Raw genomic sequence first — 16,254 nt, forward strand, 5'->3', positions numbered from 1 at the left:
TTGGCTGTGGCCACAGCTGTTGACGTAGCAGGACTGGTCGACCGCGCGCGTGACGGCGAACCGCGCGCGGTCGCCAGGCTGATCTCCCTGGTGGAACAGGGGAGTGCACAGCTGCCCCTGGTGGCGGCGGCCCTCGCCCCGCACACCGGGCACGCGCGGGTCATCGGCATCACCGGTGCTCCCGGCGTCGGCAAGTCGACCTCCACGAACGCGCTGGTGCGTGCCTTTCGCGAGCAGGACAAGCGCGTCGCGGTCATCGCCGTCGACCCGTCCAGCCCGTTCTCCGGCGGCGCGCTGCTGGGCGACCGCGTGCGGATGGGCGACCACGCGACCGATCCCGGCGTCTTCATCCGTTCCATGGCCACGCGCGGCCACCTCGGCGGCCTGTCCTGGGCCACCCCGCAGGCGCTGCGGGTCCTGGACGCGGCCGGGTTCGACGTGATCATCGTGGAGACGGTCGGCGTCGGTCAGTCCGAGGTCGAGATCGTGGCGCTGGCCGACACGACGCTCGTGCTCCTCGCGCCGGGCATGGGCGACGGCATCCAGGCCGCGAAGGCGGGCATCCTGGAGATCGCCGACGTCTTCGTCGTCAACAAGGCCGATCGCGACGGCGCCGACCAGACCGCGCGCGACCTCAAGTACATGATCTCGCTCGGCCGCAAGGACCGCGAAGGCCCGTCGTGGCGCGTCCCCGTCGTGAAGACGGTGGCCGCGCGCATGGAAGGCCTCGACCGCGTGGTCGAGGCGATCACCGAACACCAGTCGTGGATGGCCGAGCACGGCGAACTGACCGAACGCCGCCTGCGCCGCGCGGGCGCCGAGATCGAGGCGATCGCCGTCGAACGCGTCCGCACCCGCTTCGGCCCCGTCGACCAGCTCGCCAAGCGCGTGGTCGAGGGTGAACTGGACCCGTTCGCGGCGGCGGAGCTGTTGATCAGCGGTAACCTGCGGCCATGACCGCTTGGGGAGCGCCTCCGCCTGTCGTCATCGACCTCGGCAAGAGCGACACCCGCAAAGTCCTGATCGGCGGCTCGGTCGCCGGGATCCTGGGCATCCTGGCCCTGGTCGGCGCCGTCACCGCGTTCATGGACGGTGAACCGGTGGGTGGCAGCATCGCGGCCGTCATCGGCATCGTGTTCACCGGCATCGGCGTGATGGCCGTGGTCAAGTGGAAGACGATCTCCCGGCCCCGCAAGCTGATCATCGAGCAGCAGGGCATCCGCCTGGACGACCCGCAGGGCATGCCGTGGGCGGTCGCCTGGCAGGAGCTGGGCGCGATCTCGATCTCCCGGACCCAGGAGCGCGCGGTCCAGCTCGCGGACGCCCTGGTGCGCCGGACCCTGGTGCGCGTCGACCTGCATCCGCGCGATCCGCAGCAGTTCCGCCCAGGGCACCCGACGATGGAGCCGTTGTGGGAGTTCCACCGGGTGCAGAACGGGTACCGGCTGCCGCTGGGCGACTCGGCCGGGTTCATCGCGCCGCTCGACCACGGGTTGCGGACCTTCGCCCCGCAGATCTACCGCGGAGTCATCGACGAGGGGTTCAGCGTCGGCCTGCATTGAGCCGCCTGGCCCCCCAAGCAAGACGCCCCTCTACTCTCAGTAGTCCCAAAGTTCACTGTTTGCAGTGATGGTCTCCCCCTTGACTACTGAGTGGAGTTACCCTCAGTCGTTCGTGCGGTGTCACTTCTATCCCCCCAGGGGGTGAAGCCGTGGGCGGCAACGTGAGCACAGAACAGCGAGTGCTGGACGTCGTGCTGTCGTTCGCCGAAGTCGACACCCTCCCCGATCTCCTCCGTCACACCGTCGAGTCGGCCTGCGACCTGATCGGGGCCCCCTACGGAGCGTTGGCCGTGATCAACGGCCACAAGGAGCTGACGGAGTTCACCGCCCACCACGACGGCCAGGTGCAGATCACGTCCGGTGATCCGCGCTCGATCGGCCTGGCGGACTTCCTGGGCGCACCGATCAAGGTGCACGACGAGACGTTCGGCAACCTCTTCCTGAGCGGGAAGGCGGAGTTCACCAACCAGGACCGCGACATCCTCACCGCGCTGGCCACGGCAGCGGGAAGCGCCGTGGAGCACCTGGACCGCTACGAACAGACGCGCAAGCGTGAGGTCTGGCTGCGCGCCGCCGCCGAGGTGACCACCAACCTGCTGATGGGCACGGACGGCCGTGACGCCCTCTACCTCGTGGCGAAGACAGCACGCACAACGGCCAACGCCGACTTCGCGGCCGTTGTACTGCCCGACCACACCGGTGACCTCGTCATCGAGGTGACCGATGGCGGCACGTACGACGCCGAAGGGATGTGGGTGCCCAAGGAGGGCACGGTCACCTACCGGGTCTACGAGTCCGGCCAGGGCGAGTGCCACGCCGAGGGCAAGGTGCCCGCGGTGCCGGGACCGTGCGCGGTCGTGCCGCTCAAGGTGGGGAAGCGGACGATCGGCGTGCTGATCCTGTCCAGGTCCAGCACCGAGCCCGGCTTCGACGACCCCGACCTCATCGAGGCCTTCGCCGCGCAGGCCGCGCTGGTGCTGGAGTTCACGCGGGCGCGGGGCGACACCGAACGGCTGGCGGTGCTGGAGGATCGCGACCGCATCGCCAGGGACCTGCACGACCTGGTCATCCAGCGGCTGTTCGGGCTCGGCCTCGGGTTGCAGGGGCTGACCGGGACGAGCGTCAGGCCTCAGGTCTCCGAGCGGATCAGCGGGTTCGTGGAGGAGGTCGACCGCACGATCCGCGAGATCCGCCGCACCATCTTCTCCCTGCAGGAACCGCCGGCCGGGGGCACGAGCCTGCGCGGGCAGTTGCTGAACGTCGTGCACGAGTCCGCTCGGCTGCTGGGGTTCGAGCCGGACGTGTCGCTCGAAGGGCCGTTGGACACCGTGGTGCCGGACCAGGTCAGGCCCGATTTGCTGGCCACGCTCCGAGAGGCGCTCACGAACGTGGTGCGTCACGCGCGAGCGAAGCACGTTGCTGTTGCCGTGAGCGTCGATCGCACCGTGACGAGTGTTGAGCTCATGGTCAAGGACGACGGCAGTGGCTTGCCGTTGGCTGACGATTCCGGCGGGGCGTCCCATCACGCGGGCGGGCTCGCGAACATGGCGGCTCGGGCGCGGCGCCACCACGGCGACTGCGCGGTCGACTCGATCCCCGGAGCCGGGGTGAGCATCACCTGGTTCGTTCCACTGGTGCTGCAGGAGGCGAGATGGCGATAGCAGTGCTGTTGGTGGACGACCACGAGATCGTGCGGCGCGGGCTGGTGCAGTTGCTCGCGCAGGCAGAGGACGTCCAGGTCGTGGGCCAGGCGGACAGCGCCGCGGCCGCGATCGCGCAGGCACCGCGGCTCAAACCCGACGTGGCGATCATCGACGTGCGGTTGCCCGACGGTGACGGCGTCACGGTGTGCCGCGAGATCAGGAGCCTGGTGCAGCCGCCGCCCGCGTGCCTGATGCTCACGTCCTATTCGGACGATGAAGCCCTGTTCGGCGCGATCATGGCGGGCGCGTCCGGGTACATGCTGAAAGAGGTGTCCGGCAACGATCTCGTCGCCGCCGTCCGCACTCTCGCCTCCGGTGGATCGCTCCTGCACGCCGGCGTCACGGCCACTGTCCTGCAACGCCTCAGAGGTGGCCCAGAAGAAGATCCGCGCTATGCCGCGCTGAGCCCGCAGGAACGCCGCATCCTCGACCTCATCGCCGAAGGCATGACGAACCGGCAGATCGCGAACCGCCTGTTCCTCGCCGAGAAGACGGTCAAGAACTACGTGTCGTCGCTCCTGCACAAGCTCGGCTTCGACCGCCGCACCGAGGCGGGCGTCTACGCGGCAAGACGCAGACGTACCCACCCCGGTGCTTTCTAGGAGGTTCACCAGCCGGCTTGAGCCGCCAGCTGTCGTGCCGTGGTGAGCGGGTTGCCCTTGCTCTCACCGGGTGCCGGCAGCGGCACGCCGGGACAGCTCAGGTCCTTCGCCGGCACCACGCCGTCGACGAGGTAGCTCTCCACCACGTCGCTGACGCAGTCGTTGCCGAACCCGTAGATGCCGTGGTCACCCTCGTCCTTGACGGTCAGCATCCGCGAGTTGGCGAACCCGGCGTGAGCCCGTTGCGCGCCTGCGAGAGGCGTCGCGGGGTCACGCACCGACTGCACCATGAGCGCGGAGTCGACGCCCTTTCCGTTGGGGCGCTTGAGCTGCACGTCCGGGCGATCCCACCACGCGCACGGGCCGGTCACCTGGTAGCCGCCCACGAGCGAGTACCGCTTGACGCTCTTGTTCCCCTCGCGCTCCAACGACTTCCGGTCACCGTGGAACGGGGTGTCGTTGCACAGGATCGACATCTGCGTGCCCATCAGCGCGTCCGGGTACTGCTTCGGAGCGGCCAGTGACATGGGCAGCGTGCCCGCGATCAGCGCGAGCAGTTGCGCCGTGCCCTCGAAGGAGTCCTTGCTGTACAGACCTGTGAAGATCAGGGCGTCCAGCACGACCGGTGTGACGACGGTGCCGTCCGGCAACGTGGCGGGCTGCTCGACCAGCCGTGCACGCGTGGTCTCGTAGCTCTGCCGCACCTCCTCGGCGGTCTTGCCGAGATGGAACACGTTGTCGTACTTCGCCACCCACGGCAGGAAGTCCACGCGGAACCGGAGCTCGGACCCGGCCGGCAGGTTGTCGAAGACCTTCTGCCACGACACGGTGAACTCGGCGTTGGAGTCGAGGACGATCTTGTCGAGGGTCTTCGGGAAGTACGTGGCGTAGTAGGCGCCCATCCAGGTGCCCGCGGAGTAGCCGAGCCAGCTGACCTTCTTGCGGCCGAGAACCTGGCGGAGCAGGTCCAGGTCGCGCACGGTCTGTTCGGTGGTGATGAACTCGCCGAGCTCGCCGGACTTGGTCTGGCAGAACTTCGCCTGCAGTTCCATGCCGCCGTAGATCAGGTCGAGGTTGGCCTTGCTCCGGTCGCGCCAGTCGGTGGCGAGGCGGTGCTGGTAGGAGCCGCACGTGACGTTGTCGCTGCCGCCGGTGCCGCGCACGTCGATGCCGATGATCTCGGCGTTCTCACTGAGCTTCGGCCGGTTCAGGTAGACCAGCGGCAACGTGCGCCCGGCGCCGCCAGGGCCGCCGGGGTTGGTGAAGACCGTGCTCTTCGCGTTGCCGTTCAACGGAACCGTGCGGCTGACCGCGATCGTGATGGTCTTGCCGTTGCGCGGGTTGTGCCAGTCCATCGGCGCGGTGAACTCGCCGCACTCCAGCCGTTCGAAGCCCGGCTCGTCGGTGCACCTCTGCCAGGTGATCTTCTGGCTCGCGAACTCCGTGCTCGCCGAAGCCTGCGGTGCGACCAACAACGACGTCGCCATGGTCACGGCGGCCACGGCCGCCAACTGCTTTCTCATCGAACCTCCCCCTTACCAGCCGAGCCGGGTTGCCAGGGTCCGCGCCTGCTCCAGCGTCCCGGCCTGCTGCTGACCCGGCTCGGGCAGCGGCACTCCGGGGCAGGACAGGTCGCGGGACGGCGTCACGCGGTCGACGAGGTAGCGCTCGACCACGTCGTTGACGCAGTCGTTGTCGAACCCGTAGATGCCGTGGTCGCCCTCGTCCTTCACGGTCAGCATCCGCGATCCGGCGAACCCGGCGTGCGCCTTGCGCGCACCCTCGATCGGCGTCGGCGCGTCACGTTCGGACTGCACCATCAGCGTCGGCGTGACGCCGATTCCGGTGGGCTGCTTGAGGGTGACGTTCGGCCGGTCCCAGAACGCGCAGGGACCCATGATCTGGTAGTAGCCCAGCAGCGGCCACTTGGCGCCGTCCCGCGCGGCGTCGCGTTCCAGGAACTTGCGATCACCGCGGAACTTGTTGTCGTTGCAGACGATCGAGTGCAGCGTGGCGTTCGCCGCGTCCGGGTAGGACGCCTGCGCCGTCATCGGCGCCGGCACCGTGCCGGCCAGTTCGGCGAGCTTGCGCGCGGCGCCGTCGAACGCGTACTTGCTGTACTGGCCCTGGACGAGCACCAGGTCCAGCGTGACCGGGTAGTACGTGCCTTCGGGCAGGGTGACGGGCTGCTGTGCGAGCTTCGCGCGCGTCCGTTCGTAGCTCTGCCGCACCTCTTCACCGGTCTTGCCGAGGTGGTAGATGTCGTCGTACTTGGCGACCCACGGTGCGAAGTCGACGCGAAATCGCCGCTCGAAGCCCATGCCGAAGTCGCCGAACACCGACTGCCACGTCCCGGTGAACTCGGTGTTGGAGTCGAGGACGATCTTGTCGAGCGTCTTGGGGAAGTAGGTGGCGTAGTAGGCGCCCATCCAGCTGCCGCCGGAGTAGCCGAGCCAGTCGACCTTCTTGCGGCCGAGAACCTGGCGGAGCAGGTCCAGGTCGCGCACGGTCTGTTCGGTGGTGATGAACTTGCCGAGCTCGCCGGACTTGGTCTGGCAGAACTTCGCCTGCAGTTCCATGCCGCCGTAGATCAGGTCGAGGTTGGCCTTGCCGCGGTCCCTCGGGTCCGTCGAGCCGAGCGTGTCGAACCCGCCGCACGTGACGTTGCTGCTGGCGCCGGTTCCGCGGACGTCGATGCCGTAGATCTCGGCGTTCTCGCTGAGCTTCGGCCGGTCGAGGTAGACAAACGGCAGCGTGCGTCCCTCACCGCCCGGTCCGCCGGGGTTGGTGAAGACCGCGGTCTTCGCCTTGCCGTTCAACGGAACCGTGCGGCTGACCGCGATGGAGATGGTCTTGCCGTTGCGCGGGTTGTTCCAGTCCATCGGCGCGGTGAAGCTGCCGCACTCCAGCCGTTCGAATCCCGGCTCGTCGGTGCACTGCTGCCAGGTGATCTTCTGATCGGCCAGGCCGGTCGCCGCCTGAGCCTGTGGGGCGACGAACAGCGACGTCGCCGTGACGACGGTGAGTGCCGCCGCGATCTTCTTGCGGTACATGCGTTTCCCCCTTCAATCAGCCGAGCTGGGTGGCGAGCTGCCGTGCCTTCGCGAGCGAGTTGTGCGTGGACTCGCCGGGTGCGGGGAGCGGAACTCCCTGACACGTCAGGTCTTTCGCAGGCGTGACGCCGTCGATGAAGTAGCTCTCGACGATGTCGTTCACGCAGTCGTTGCCGAACCCGTAGATGCCGTGGTCGCCTTCGTTCTCGACCGTGAGCATCACCGAGTTCTTGAAGTTGCGATGTGCTCGTTGCGCGCCTTCGAGCGGCGTCGCCGGGTCGCGCACCGACTGCACCATCAACGTCGTCGGCACGCCGATTCCGTTGGGCTGCTTGAGCTGCACGTTCGGCCGGTCCCAGAACGCGCACGGCGCGGCGACCTGGTAGTAGCCGACGAGCGGCCACTTCGCGCCGTTGACCGCGGCCTCGCGTTCGAGGAACTTCCGGTCGCCCTTGAACTTCGTGTCGTTGCAGAGGATCGAGTAGGCCGTGGCGTTCTGCGCGTCCGGATAGGTGGCCTGCGCCTTCAACCGCGCGGGCGCGGTACCGGCGAGCTCGGCGAAGATCTGCGCGCCGATCTCGAAGCCGTCCTTGACGTAGAGCGTGCCGCGCAACAGGAAGTCGAGCTGCACGCCGTTGTACACGCCCTCAGGTCGCGTCACGGGCTGCTCGTTCAGCTTGGCGCGAGTGCGTTCGTACGACTGACGAACCTCCTCGCCGGTCTTGCCGAGGTGGTAAACGCTGTCGTACTTCGCCACCCACGGCAGGAAGTCGACGCGGAACCGGCGCTCGAAGCCCATGCCCCAGTCGTCGAAGGAGTCCTGCCACGGCGCGGTGAACTCGACGTTGGAGTCGAGCACGATCTTGTCGAGCGTCTTGGGGAAGTAAGTGGCGTAGTAGGCGCCCATCCAGCTGCCGCCGGAGTACCCGAGCCAGCTGACCTTGTTCTTGCCCAGCACCTGCCGCAGCAGGTCCAGGTCCTTCACGGTCTGGTCGGTGGTGACGTACCTGCCGAACTCGCCGGACCTGGTCTGGCAGAACTTGGCGTGCAGCTCGATGCTGCCGTAGAGCAGATCGAGGTTTGCCTTGCCGCGGTCACGCGGATCGGTCAGTCGCTCGGCGTCGTAGCCTCCGCACGTGACGTTGTTGCTTGCGCCCGTGCCGCGCACGTCGATGCCGATGATCTCGGCGTTCTCGCTCAGCTTCGGCCGGTCGAGGTAGATCAGCGGGATCGTGAGACCGGGCCCGCCAGGACCGCCGGGGTTGGTGAAGATGGTCTGCTTGGCCGTGCCGTTCTTCGGCGTCAGGCGGCTGACCGCGATGGTGATCGTCTTGCCGTTGCGCGGGTTGTTCCAGTCCATCGGCGCGGTGAAGCTGCCGCACTCCAGTCGTTCGCCGCCCGGCGGAAGACCCGGCGTTCCCGGGTCGAAGCACTTCTGCCACTGGATCCGCTGGGTCGGCGCCGCCGGCGCCTGTGGTGCGATGAGCAGGGATGTGGCCGTCACGACGGCAAGTGCCGCCGCGATTCTCCTTCGTAGCATTCGAGCCCCCTCCAATGTGCCTCAAGCTCATCGGTTTTCAGGACTCTGAACATCCGCTGAAGGATGACGGACTCGTACGACTTGGGTCTTAGGCCACCCGGCCAAACAGCCATGACATGCGTAATGGTCCCGTAGGTGGTGACCCCGGTGTCATGATCGGGGTATGGGGAAGACCGAGATCGTCAACGTCGCCGGGGTGACCGGGGAAGAGCTTGTGCTGGAGGTGGCCTCGCACCCGTTCTCGATCCGCGTGCTGGAGCCCGGGAACTTGGCGTCGATCGAGGGCGTCGGTGACGACGTGCTCGACTGCTTTCTCGACGTGCGGAGTCAGCTGGAGGAACACGGGATCCTGTTGTGCTGCATGGGTGCCCGACCGGACGTGTGGCCGTCCGGGATGCTGCGGCAGTTCTCCGACGGCAGGAAGGCCTACCTCCAGCGCGAGGGAGTGCGGACCACCGAGGACGACGTGGTGGACATCTTCGCGCCCGCCGACGCCGCGGACGTCGTGACGGTGCGGGAGCAGCGCGAGGCGTTGCGCAGGCGGTTCCAGGCCATGAAGGACCGCCGATAGCGCGAAGGGCCGTCCCCGCGACGGGAACGGCCCTCCACAGCGCTGAACTCAGCAGGACTGCTTGTAGAAGTACTTCGAGTTGGCCGACGCGTTGTCCTTCGTGATGGCGACGAGGTCCGTCTCGATGTTGCGCTTGTTCTCCTTGCCGTCGATCGCGGCGAGGGCCTGCTCGACGCCCTGCTTGCCGATCGTGCCGGGGTCCTGCGCGATCAGGGCCTGCACGGTGCCCGCCTGGAGGTCCTGCACCTGCTTGGGCGAGGCGTCGAAGCCGACCAGGTTCACCGTGCCGGTCTTGCCCGCGTTGCGCAGGCCGGTCGCCGCGCCCTCACCGGTGTTGAGGTTGGTCGCGAACACGCCGATCAGGTCCGGGTTCGCGGCCAGGGTCGCGGTCACCTTCGAGGCCGCGGTGGCGGGCTCGTTGTCGGTGTACTGCTGGCCGATGTACTTGAGGTTCGGGTAGGCCTTGATGGCGTCCTCGAAGCCCTTGGCGCGCGCGTCCGTCGTGGACGTGCCGGCCTTGGTGTTGAGCACCAGCACCGAGCCGGACTTGCCGGCGGCGAGCTTGTTCAGCGTCTCGGCCGCGAGCTTGCCGCCCTGCTCGTTGTTGGACGAGATGGAGGAGACGCCGATCGAGGTGTCCTGGAGCTTGGTGTCGACCTCGACGACCTTGATGCCCGCGTCCTTGAGTTGCTTCATCGGGCCGGCCATGGCCTTGTCGTCGGTCGGCGCGATGAGGACCGCGGCCGGCTTCGACGCGAGGATGCCCGTGACGATCGGGGTCTGCTGGGCCGCGTCGAACTTGGCGGGGGCCTGCGTGTCGAACTCGTAGCCCGCGGCCTTCGCCGCCTCCTCGAAACCGCACTGCATCGAGATGTAGAACGGTTCCGCCGTGATGCCGGGGATCAGCACCAGTTTCTTGTTCGCGGCCGAGTTGCCCGAGTTCGAGTCACCGATCTGGCCACCCCCACCACACGCGGCGAGCAGGAAAGCGGCACAGACAGCCACTGCGGAGCGGATCTTCATTGGTCCAGCACCTTCCCTAACGTTGGTTGCGCGCCCGCCGCCGTGTCTGGTCCAGCCACACGGCGGCCACCAGCACGATCGCCACGGCGATCGGCTGCCAGAACTCCTTGACCCCGATGATCACGAGGCCCTTCTCCAACACCGCCGGGATGAACACGCCGAAGACCGTGCCCAGCACCGAACCCATGCCGCCGAAGATGCTCGTCCCACCCAGGACGACGGCGGCGATCGCGTTCAGGTTGTCCGTCTCGTGGCCGGTGACGACCGCGACGCGGAAGAACGCGTTGCCCATGAACCCCGCGAGACCCGCCAGGGTGCCCGCGAGCAGGTAGACCTTCGTCAGGTGGCCGCGCACCGAGATGCCGACGCGCCTGGCCGCCTCCTCGTTCGACCCGACCGCGTAGGTGTAGCGGCCGAACCGCGTGGTGGACAACAGCAACGCGCCGAGAGCGGTGACGACCGCGGCCACGATCACGATGTTCGGGATGCCGAGGTACGTGCCGGAGCCGAACGTGCGGTTGAGCTTGTCCGGGATGCCGGACACGTTGGAACCGTTGTTCAGCAACAGGGCCGCGCCCTGCGCCGCACCGAACGAGCCCAGGGTCACGATCAGCGGCGGGATCTTCGCCCGCGAGATCAGCAGGCCGTTGAGCAGTCCCCAGACCGCGCCGCTGACCACGGCGACCAGCAGGCCGAACGCGATCACGCCCCAGCCCGCGTTCGTCGCGTCGCCGCCGGACACCGCGTTCATGGCCATGGCCGACGACACCGACGCGAACACCAGCACCGAACCGACGGACAGGTCGATGCCGGACGTGATGATCACGAACGTCATGCCGACCGACAGCACCAGCAGCACGGCGGTCTCCGCGAGCAGGAACTGCAGCGTGGTCACCTGGAAGATCGCGTCCGGGCGGATCGCGCCGAACGTGGCGACCAGGACCAGCAGCACCAGGCCGATCCACAGCGTGTTCGCGCCGGTCAGACGCTTGAGCAACGGGGTGCGCTGCTCGTCCGGCAGAGTTGACAACGTTGTCTTCTCGTCGGTGGTCATTACGCCGCGTCCTCCTGAGTGAGCGCGCCGGTCATCGCGCCGACGAGCTCTTCCACGCTGGTGTCCGAGGCCTTGAAACGGGCCACGCGCCGGCCGAGACGCAACACCTCGACGCGGTCGGAGACCGACAGCACCTCGGGCATGTTGTGCGAGATCAGCACCACGGCGATGCCCTCGTCGCGGACGCGCTTGATCACTTCCAGCACGCGTTCCCGCTGCACCACACCGAGTGCGGCCGTCGGCTCGTCCATGAACACGAGCTTCGACGCCCACGCCACCGACCGCGCGACCGCGACGGACTGGCGCTGGCCACCGGAGAGCGCCGCGATCGGCACGTCGATGCTCTGCAGCGTCGCGCCGAACCGGGTGAAGTGCTCGGCGGCCTGCCTGCGCATCGCCTTCTTGTCCAGCACGCCCAGGAGGCCGAGGACGCCGGGCTTGAGGATCTCCCTGCCCAGGAACATGTTCGCGGCCGGATCGAGGTCCGGCGCGACAGCGAGGTCCTGGAACACCGTCTCGATGCCGAGGTCGCGGGCGCTGTTGGGGGAGTCGAGCACGAGCGGCTCGCCGTCGAAGAACAGCGTGCCGCTGGTCGGCTGCTCCACCCCGGACAGGCACTTCACCAGGGTGGACTTGCCCGCGCCGTTGTCGCCGATCAGCGACACGACCTCGCCGGGATAGGCGGTGAACGAGGCACCGCGGAGAGCTTCCACGGTGCCGTAGTTCTTCGTGAGATCACGAGCCTCCAGCAACGGCTGGCTCACGGAATCACATCCTCCACAGTGGACAACACGGGTGGGCGGCAGCGGATCGCCACCAGGTCGCCGGTCAGCCCCAGCTCGCCGGCCGCGTGCGGTACGACGACGGTGCTGCCCTTGTGCACCTCCAGCGCACCGAGCTGGCCGGAACCCTCCAGCACCACCAGCACGGCGAACGACGGCTCCAGTGCGAAGGAACCCTCCACGTGCAGGCGGTCGGCCTGGAAGAACGGGTCCGCGTCGTGGCCGAGCAGATCGACCGACGGCGCCCACTTCTCGGACGTCTGGCGCACCAGCTCCTCGAGCTTGCCGCTCCAGCCCTGCCGGTCCACGCAGTCCAGGGCGACGCCGTAGCCGAGGCCGAGGTGACCGATGTCGGCGTTCGCGAGGAAGCCCTGCCATTCCAGCGTCACCGAGAAGTCGGTGGGCTGCTGGAGTTCGACGATGAAGACGCCCTCGCCGATCGCGTGCGGCACACCGGCGGGCACGAAGACCGTGTCACCGGGCCGGACGCAGACCGGGTTGAGCGCGTCGAGCATCGCCGAGGTGTTCTGCGTGGCGACCCAGTCCGCGACGGTCGCGGCCGGCACGTCGTCGCGGAATCCGATGTAGACGGTCGGGGTCGCCCCCGTCGTGCCCACGACGATCCACGCTTCCGTCTTGCCGTGGCGGCAGTTCAGGTGTGAGGACGCGAAGGCGTTCGACGGGTGGCAGTGCACGGGCAGGCGCTGGCCCGCGTCGAGCAGCTTCACCAGCAACGCCGTGTCGCCGCCGAACTTCGCGGCGTGGTCCGCGCCGAGCCATCCCGTCGGGTCGGCCTTGACCGCGTCGCGCAGGAGAACGCCGTTTGGCAACGTTGTCAACCCGGCGTCGTCGCGCCCGTAGAGCGTCGTCGTGGACGCCACCCAGTCCTCGGGGCCGAAGTCGCCGCTCGTGCCGCCGCGCAGCGCGGCGATCGCCTCACCGCCGCGGTAGAACTGCTTCGGCTGGTTGGCGGGCAAGTTGACAGGCTGGTGGAGAACACCAGAACTCACGCGTGGACCTCCCCGGATCCTCGTGGCACCAAGCGCACCGGCAGCACGACGCGGCGCGGTGGTGAGTTGTCGCCGTCCAGTCGGGCGAACAACAAATCGGTGGCCGCCTTGCCGAGCGCGCTCGCGTCGTGCGCGATCACGGTCACCGGCGGCGACAACAGGTCGGCGAGTTCGAAGTCGTCGAAGCCCACCAGAGCGGGCCTTTCCGCGACGCCCGCGAGAGCGCGCAGGATGTACACGGTGATGCGGTTGTTGCCCGCCACGATCGCCGTCGCGGGCTCCCGCATGCTCTGCAGGCGCTGCAACGTGGTCCTGACGCTGCTTTCGTCGTGCGGTCCCATCGCCACGAGTTCCTCGTGGTAGCCGATGCCGGCCCGTACGCAGCCCTCGCGGTAGCCCCGCAGGCGCTCGTTGGCGGTGAAGATGTCCGGCGCGTCCCCGAGGAACGCGATGCGGCGGTGGCCGTGCGCGGCGAGGTGCGTGACCGCCTCGACGGTGCCGCCGATGTTGTCCACCAGCACGGTGTCGGCCACGACGTCACCGGCGGGCCGGTCCAGGAACACCACGGGCGTGCCCGCGCGCATCTCCGGCACCAGATAGCTGTGCTGGAGGCCGGCGGGCACGATCAGCAGCCCGTCCACGCGCCTGCTGCAGAACTCCAGCGCCAGTTCGCGCTCGCGGCTCGGATCCTCGTCCGACGACCCCGAGATCACCTGTCTGCCGCGCAAACGGGCGATCTCCTCGACAGCGCGCGTCACGCCGGAGTAGAACGGGTTGCCGACGTCTTCCAGCACCAGCCCGATGGTGCCGGTGGACGAGCCTCGGCGCAGGTTGCGGGCACTCAGGTTCCGCCGGAACCCGAGCTGGTCGATGGCCGCCAGCACGCGCTCCGCGGTGGACGGGTGCACGCCCGGCTCGTCGTTGACCACGCGCGAGACGGTCTTGATGCTCACGCCCGCGAGCCGCGCGACGTCGTTCATCGTCGCGCGACGTACCTTGCGCTGACCGGCTACGGGCCCGCTGGGGGACAACGTTGTCATAGTGGGCGTATCTCACCTTGGCTTTACGGCCTTGTCAACAGTTCCTGACCGGTCAAGGGCGCGGACGCCTATGGCTCACAACGCTGCCTGCGACGCGACGAGCCGGGTCATGTGCGCCGACGGAGTGACGCCCAGCTCGCGGTGCAGAAGGGCGCGGTACTGCTGGTAGTGCCGCAGCGCCGACCCGTGGTTGCCCTGGGCGAGATGTGCTGCGATCACCGTCCGGTGCGCGGTCTCCCGGACCGGGTCGATGGAGATCGCGGTGAACGCGGCCTCCAGCGCGGCGAGGTGCGCGCCGGTCGAGATGAGGTGCTGGGCGATCGCCTCCAGCGCGTGCAGCCGGACCTGCTCCCAGCGGCGCCGTTGCGGAGCCAGCCAGTCGTCGGCCCAGTAGGGCAGCAGGTCCCGGGACAGGGCGCCGACCAGGTCCTCCGCGGCGGGCGCGGCGGAGCCGACGACGAGATGGGCCGCCTCGACCGCCCGGCAGAAGTCGACGGTCAGCGCGGGGGACAGCCGCAGCCGGTCCACCGAGGGTTCGACGACCGGCCGTTCCGTCGCCCGGCGCAGGTGCCACAGCGCCTGCCGCACGTTGGCGGTCGCGCGCTGCCTGCGGCACTCGGGCCACAGTTGCTCGGCGGCGGCCTGCCGGCTCACCGCGTCGCCGTGGTGGATCGCGAGGTAGGCCAGCAGCCGCTGCGCGCCCTTGGGCAGCGTGACGTCACCGCATCCGGCGAGCAGCTCGAACCGGCCCAGCAACACCAGCTGGGCTCCCCCAGTGCCGGCCCGTCTGCCGCCTTCCGCTTCCGTCATCGTGGTCCCCTCCGTCAGCGCCGACGCCGTCGTCCCGAGCATTGCCCGGAAGCGTCTCCGGGGCATCTCGCACTCGCCTGCCGCAGCGTCCGGTCCGCCGCCGGTCGGCCGTGGCCACTCAGTCGTGCGCGGACTTGACGTCCACTCCTGAGGTCACCTGGTCGGGAGGGAGCGGCGACGGCGCGTCGCCGATCTCCCAGAGGATCGGCGGGCGGCCGTAACGCCAATGGCCCAACGGAACCCGCTTGGCCCAGTCCAGCCCATCGAGTGACGCCGATGCGGCCGTGACAGCACGTCGTGCGTCGCGGCGACCTTCGGGAGACGCGGCCACCGGAGCGTGTGTCACCGGGGTCGGACCGGCCCCGACGACATCCAGCCCAGGAGCGCCACCATGACGGACGGCCAGATCAAGAGCGTCGACATCCAGATCGCCCAGGCGGACCTCAAGACGCTGAAGGACAGCGGGTACAAGCTCTGCTTCGCGAAGAAGGTCAACGGCACCTACAACGTCGTGTGGCAGTCGGCCGAGAAGTACCTCCACGACAACACGTTCTCGTGGCAGCCGCTCTACCAGCTCTTCGGCAGCAACACCTTCCAGGGCAACGTGAACGTCAAGGTCGCCACCAACGAGGTGGCCGTCGGCCTCGGCGACCAGGCGACGCTGGACAAGGACGGCAACCTCGGCGAAGCCTCCACCGGCGGCCCGGCGACCGGGATCACGATGATCAACCAGTTCGGCCCGATCCACCCCGGACTGTCCGCGTACTCGACGGACATCAACGGCAACGGCTCGACGACCCCCATCTACGTCGGCGAGTCCCCGATCGTCCTGGGCAACGACCTCCTCACGCCGGTCGAGGCCGTGCAGGTCTGGTTCGAACAGGACGTCGCCACGGGCACCATGTTCAGCGTGGCCAGGTCCAACGCCGTCGACATCGATCTGACCTCGGGCAACTCGGCGGTCCGGCTCTACAGCGACGGCAAGTGGTCGACGCCGAAGTCCCAGGCGCTCTACGCGGACCCGGCGACGATCCTGACCATCATCGCCGGCCTGACCGCGGCCGTCATCGTCCACGACCTCGCGACGAAGATCGCCTCGAAGCTGAGCGGCGTCTACAAGGACATCCAGGTCAGCGTCACGGCGGCGGACGGCCAGAGCGTCAAGATCGTGTACAGCGAGAAGCCACGCCTCACCGGGACCAGGCAGACCCAGACGCAGTTGCTGCTGCTCAACCCGGCCACGATCGACCAGCTCTCCGAGTTCGCCCTGGAGGCGTTCGCGCAGCTCGGCGTCGGCTACCGGACGCTGAACGCGATGCCGGGCCGCTGACCCGGCGGCCCGGCATCGATGTCCGGAACCGGACAAGTGATCGTCATGGGCTTGACCTCGACCGTGTGCGCTCAGCGATGATCTGGTGACGGACAGCGTTGTCAGGCCACGCGGGTCCGGCGAGTAGGCCCCCGGGCCGGGGTGCGCATGCGGCGGCGGTCGCACCCCGGCCCG

At 68.5% G+C, this 16,254-nt stretch carries 15 protein-coding genes; 6 read left to right on the forward strand and 9 right to left on the reverse strand.

The genetic code is table 11. From position 1 onward, the window contains the following. Nucleotides 1-6 precede the first annotated feature (6 nt). The 4 genes from meaB to BM417_RS14215 all read left to right on the forward strand — a co-directional run bounded on the left by meaB (nucleotide 7) and on the right by BM417_RS14215 (nucleotide 3,867). On the forward strand, nucleotides 7-957 hold the full coding sequence (meaB, locus tag BM417_RS14200) for a methylmalonyl Co-A mutase-associated GTPase MeaB (protein WP_093593732.1): 951 nt from the start codon (nucleotides 7-9) through the stop codon (nucleotides 955-957). After that, nucleotides 954-1,562: a hypothetical protein gene (locus tag BM417_RS14205; protein ID WP_093592833.1), complete on the forward strand. Its 609-nt coding sequence runs from the start codon at nucleotides 954-956 to the stop codon at nucleotides 1,560-1,562. The genes meaB and BM417_RS14205 overlap by 4 nt, the downstream gene beginning before the upstream one ends. A gap of 149 nt (nucleotides 1,563-1,711) precedes the next feature. Further along, the gene (locus tag BM417_RS14210; protein WP_143138643.1) at nucleotides 1,712-3,223 is read left to right on the forward strand and encodes a GAF domain-containing protein; all 1,512 of its coding nucleotides are present in this window, start codon (nucleotides 1,712-1,714) and stop codon (nucleotides 3,221-3,223) included. Continuing rightward, complete coding sequence (locus BM417_RS14215; protein WP_093592838.1) at nucleotides 3,214-3,867, forward strand: response regulator; 654 nt, start codon at nucleotides 3,214-3,216, stop codon at nucleotides 3,865-3,867. The genes BM417_RS14210 and BM417_RS14215 overlap by 10 nt, the downstream gene beginning before the upstream one ends. A gap of 5 nt (nucleotides 3,868-3,872) precedes the next feature. On the opposite strand, the gene BM417_RS14220 is transcribed toward BM417_RS14215, so the two are convergent. The 3 genes from BM417_RS14220 to BM417_RS14230 are packed head-to-tail and all read right to left on the reverse strand — an operon-like array spanning nucleotide 3,873 to nucleotide 8,460. Next, nucleotides 3,873-5,390, reverse strand: a complete 1,518-nt coding sequence (locus tag BM417_RS14220) for an alpha/beta hydrolase (protein WP_093592841.1) — start codon at nucleotides 5,388-5,390, stop codon at nucleotides 3,873-3,875. A gap of 12 nt (nucleotides 5,391-5,402) precedes the next feature. After that, nucleotides 5,403-6,920, reverse strand: coding sequence for an alpha/beta hydrolase (locus BM417_RS14225; RefSeq protein ID WP_093592844.1), 1,518 nt, complete (start codon nucleotides 6,918-6,920; stop codon nucleotides 5,403-5,405). A gap of 16 nt (nucleotides 6,921-6,936) precedes the next feature. After that, entirely contained in the window at nucleotides 6,937-8,460 is a 1,524-nt protein-coding gene (locus BM417_RS14230) for an alpha/beta hydrolase (RefSeq protein ID WP_093592847.1), read from the reverse strand. 163 nt (nucleotides 8,461-8,623) lie between these two features. Between BM417_RS14230 and BM417_RS14235 the strand changes: the two genes are divergently transcribed. Next, nucleotides 8,624-9,031 (forward strand): hypothetical protein, encoded by a 408-nt coding sequence (locus tag BM417_RS14235; protein ID WP_093592850.1) that lies wholly within the window; start codon nucleotides 8,624-8,626, stop codon nucleotides 9,029-9,031. 48 nt (nucleotides 9,032-9,079) lie between these two features. On the opposite strand, the gene BM417_RS14240 is transcribed toward BM417_RS14235, so the two are convergent. From BM417_RS14240 to BM417_RS14265, 6 genes are all read right to left on the reverse strand, one after another. After that, nucleotides 9,080-10,054 carry an ABC transporter substrate-binding protein gene (locus tag BM417_RS14240; protein ID WP_093592853.1) on the reverse strand — a complete coding sequence of 325 codons (975 nt, stop codon included), beginning with the start codon at nucleotides 10,052-10,054 and terminating at the stop codon, nucleotides 9,080-9,082. Between the two features lie 16 nt (nucleotides 10,055-10,070). Next, a complete protein-coding gene (locus BM417_RS14245; RefSeq protein WP_093592855.1) occupies nucleotides 10,071-11,108 on the reverse strand; it encodes an ABC transporter permease in 1,038 nt (345 codons plus the stop codon). After that, nucleotides 11,108-11,872, reverse strand: a complete 765-nt coding sequence (locus tag BM417_RS14250; RefSeq protein WP_093592858.1) for an ATP-binding cassette domain-containing protein — start codon at nucleotides 11,870-11,872, stop codon at nucleotides 11,108-11,110. Before BM417_RS14250 ends, BM417_RS14245 begins: the two co-directional genes overlap by 1 nt. After that, a complete protein-coding gene (locus tag BM417_RS14255) occupies nucleotides 11,869-12,867 on the reverse strand; it encodes a class I mannose-6-phosphate isomerase (protein ID WP_245821909.1) in 999 nt (332 codons plus the stop codon). Before BM417_RS14255 ends, BM417_RS14250 begins: the two co-directional genes overlap by 4 nt. Before the next feature lie 29 nt (nucleotides 12,868-12,896). After that, nucleotides 12,897-13,880, reverse strand: coding sequence for a LacI family DNA-binding transcriptional regulator (locus BM417_RS14260; protein ID WP_093592864.1), 984 nt, complete (start codon nucleotides 13,878-13,880; stop codon nucleotides 12,897-12,899). Nucleotides 13,881-14,015: 135 nt separating this feature from the next. Beyond that, entirely contained in the window at nucleotides 14,016-14,750 is a 735-nt protein-coding gene (locus tag BM417_RS14265; protein ID WP_177320428.1) for an AfsR/SARP family transcriptional regulator, read from the reverse strand. Between the two features lie 391 nt (nucleotides 14,751-15,141). Here BM417_RS14265 and BM417_RS14270 point away from each other — a divergent pair, with 391 nt between their 5' ends. After that, nucleotides 15,142-16,080, forward strand: coding sequence for a hypothetical protein (locus BM417_RS14270; RefSeq protein ID WP_093592869.1), 939 nt, complete (start codon nucleotides 15,142-15,144; stop codon nucleotides 16,078-16,080). Nucleotides 16,081-16,254: the final 174 nt, after the last annotated feature.

This window comes from Lentzea waywayandensis, from assembly GCF_900115955.1.
Classification (GTDB): domain Bacteria; phylum Actinomycetota; class Actinomycetes; order Mycobacteriales; family Pseudonocardiaceae; genus Lentzea; species Lentzea waywayandensis.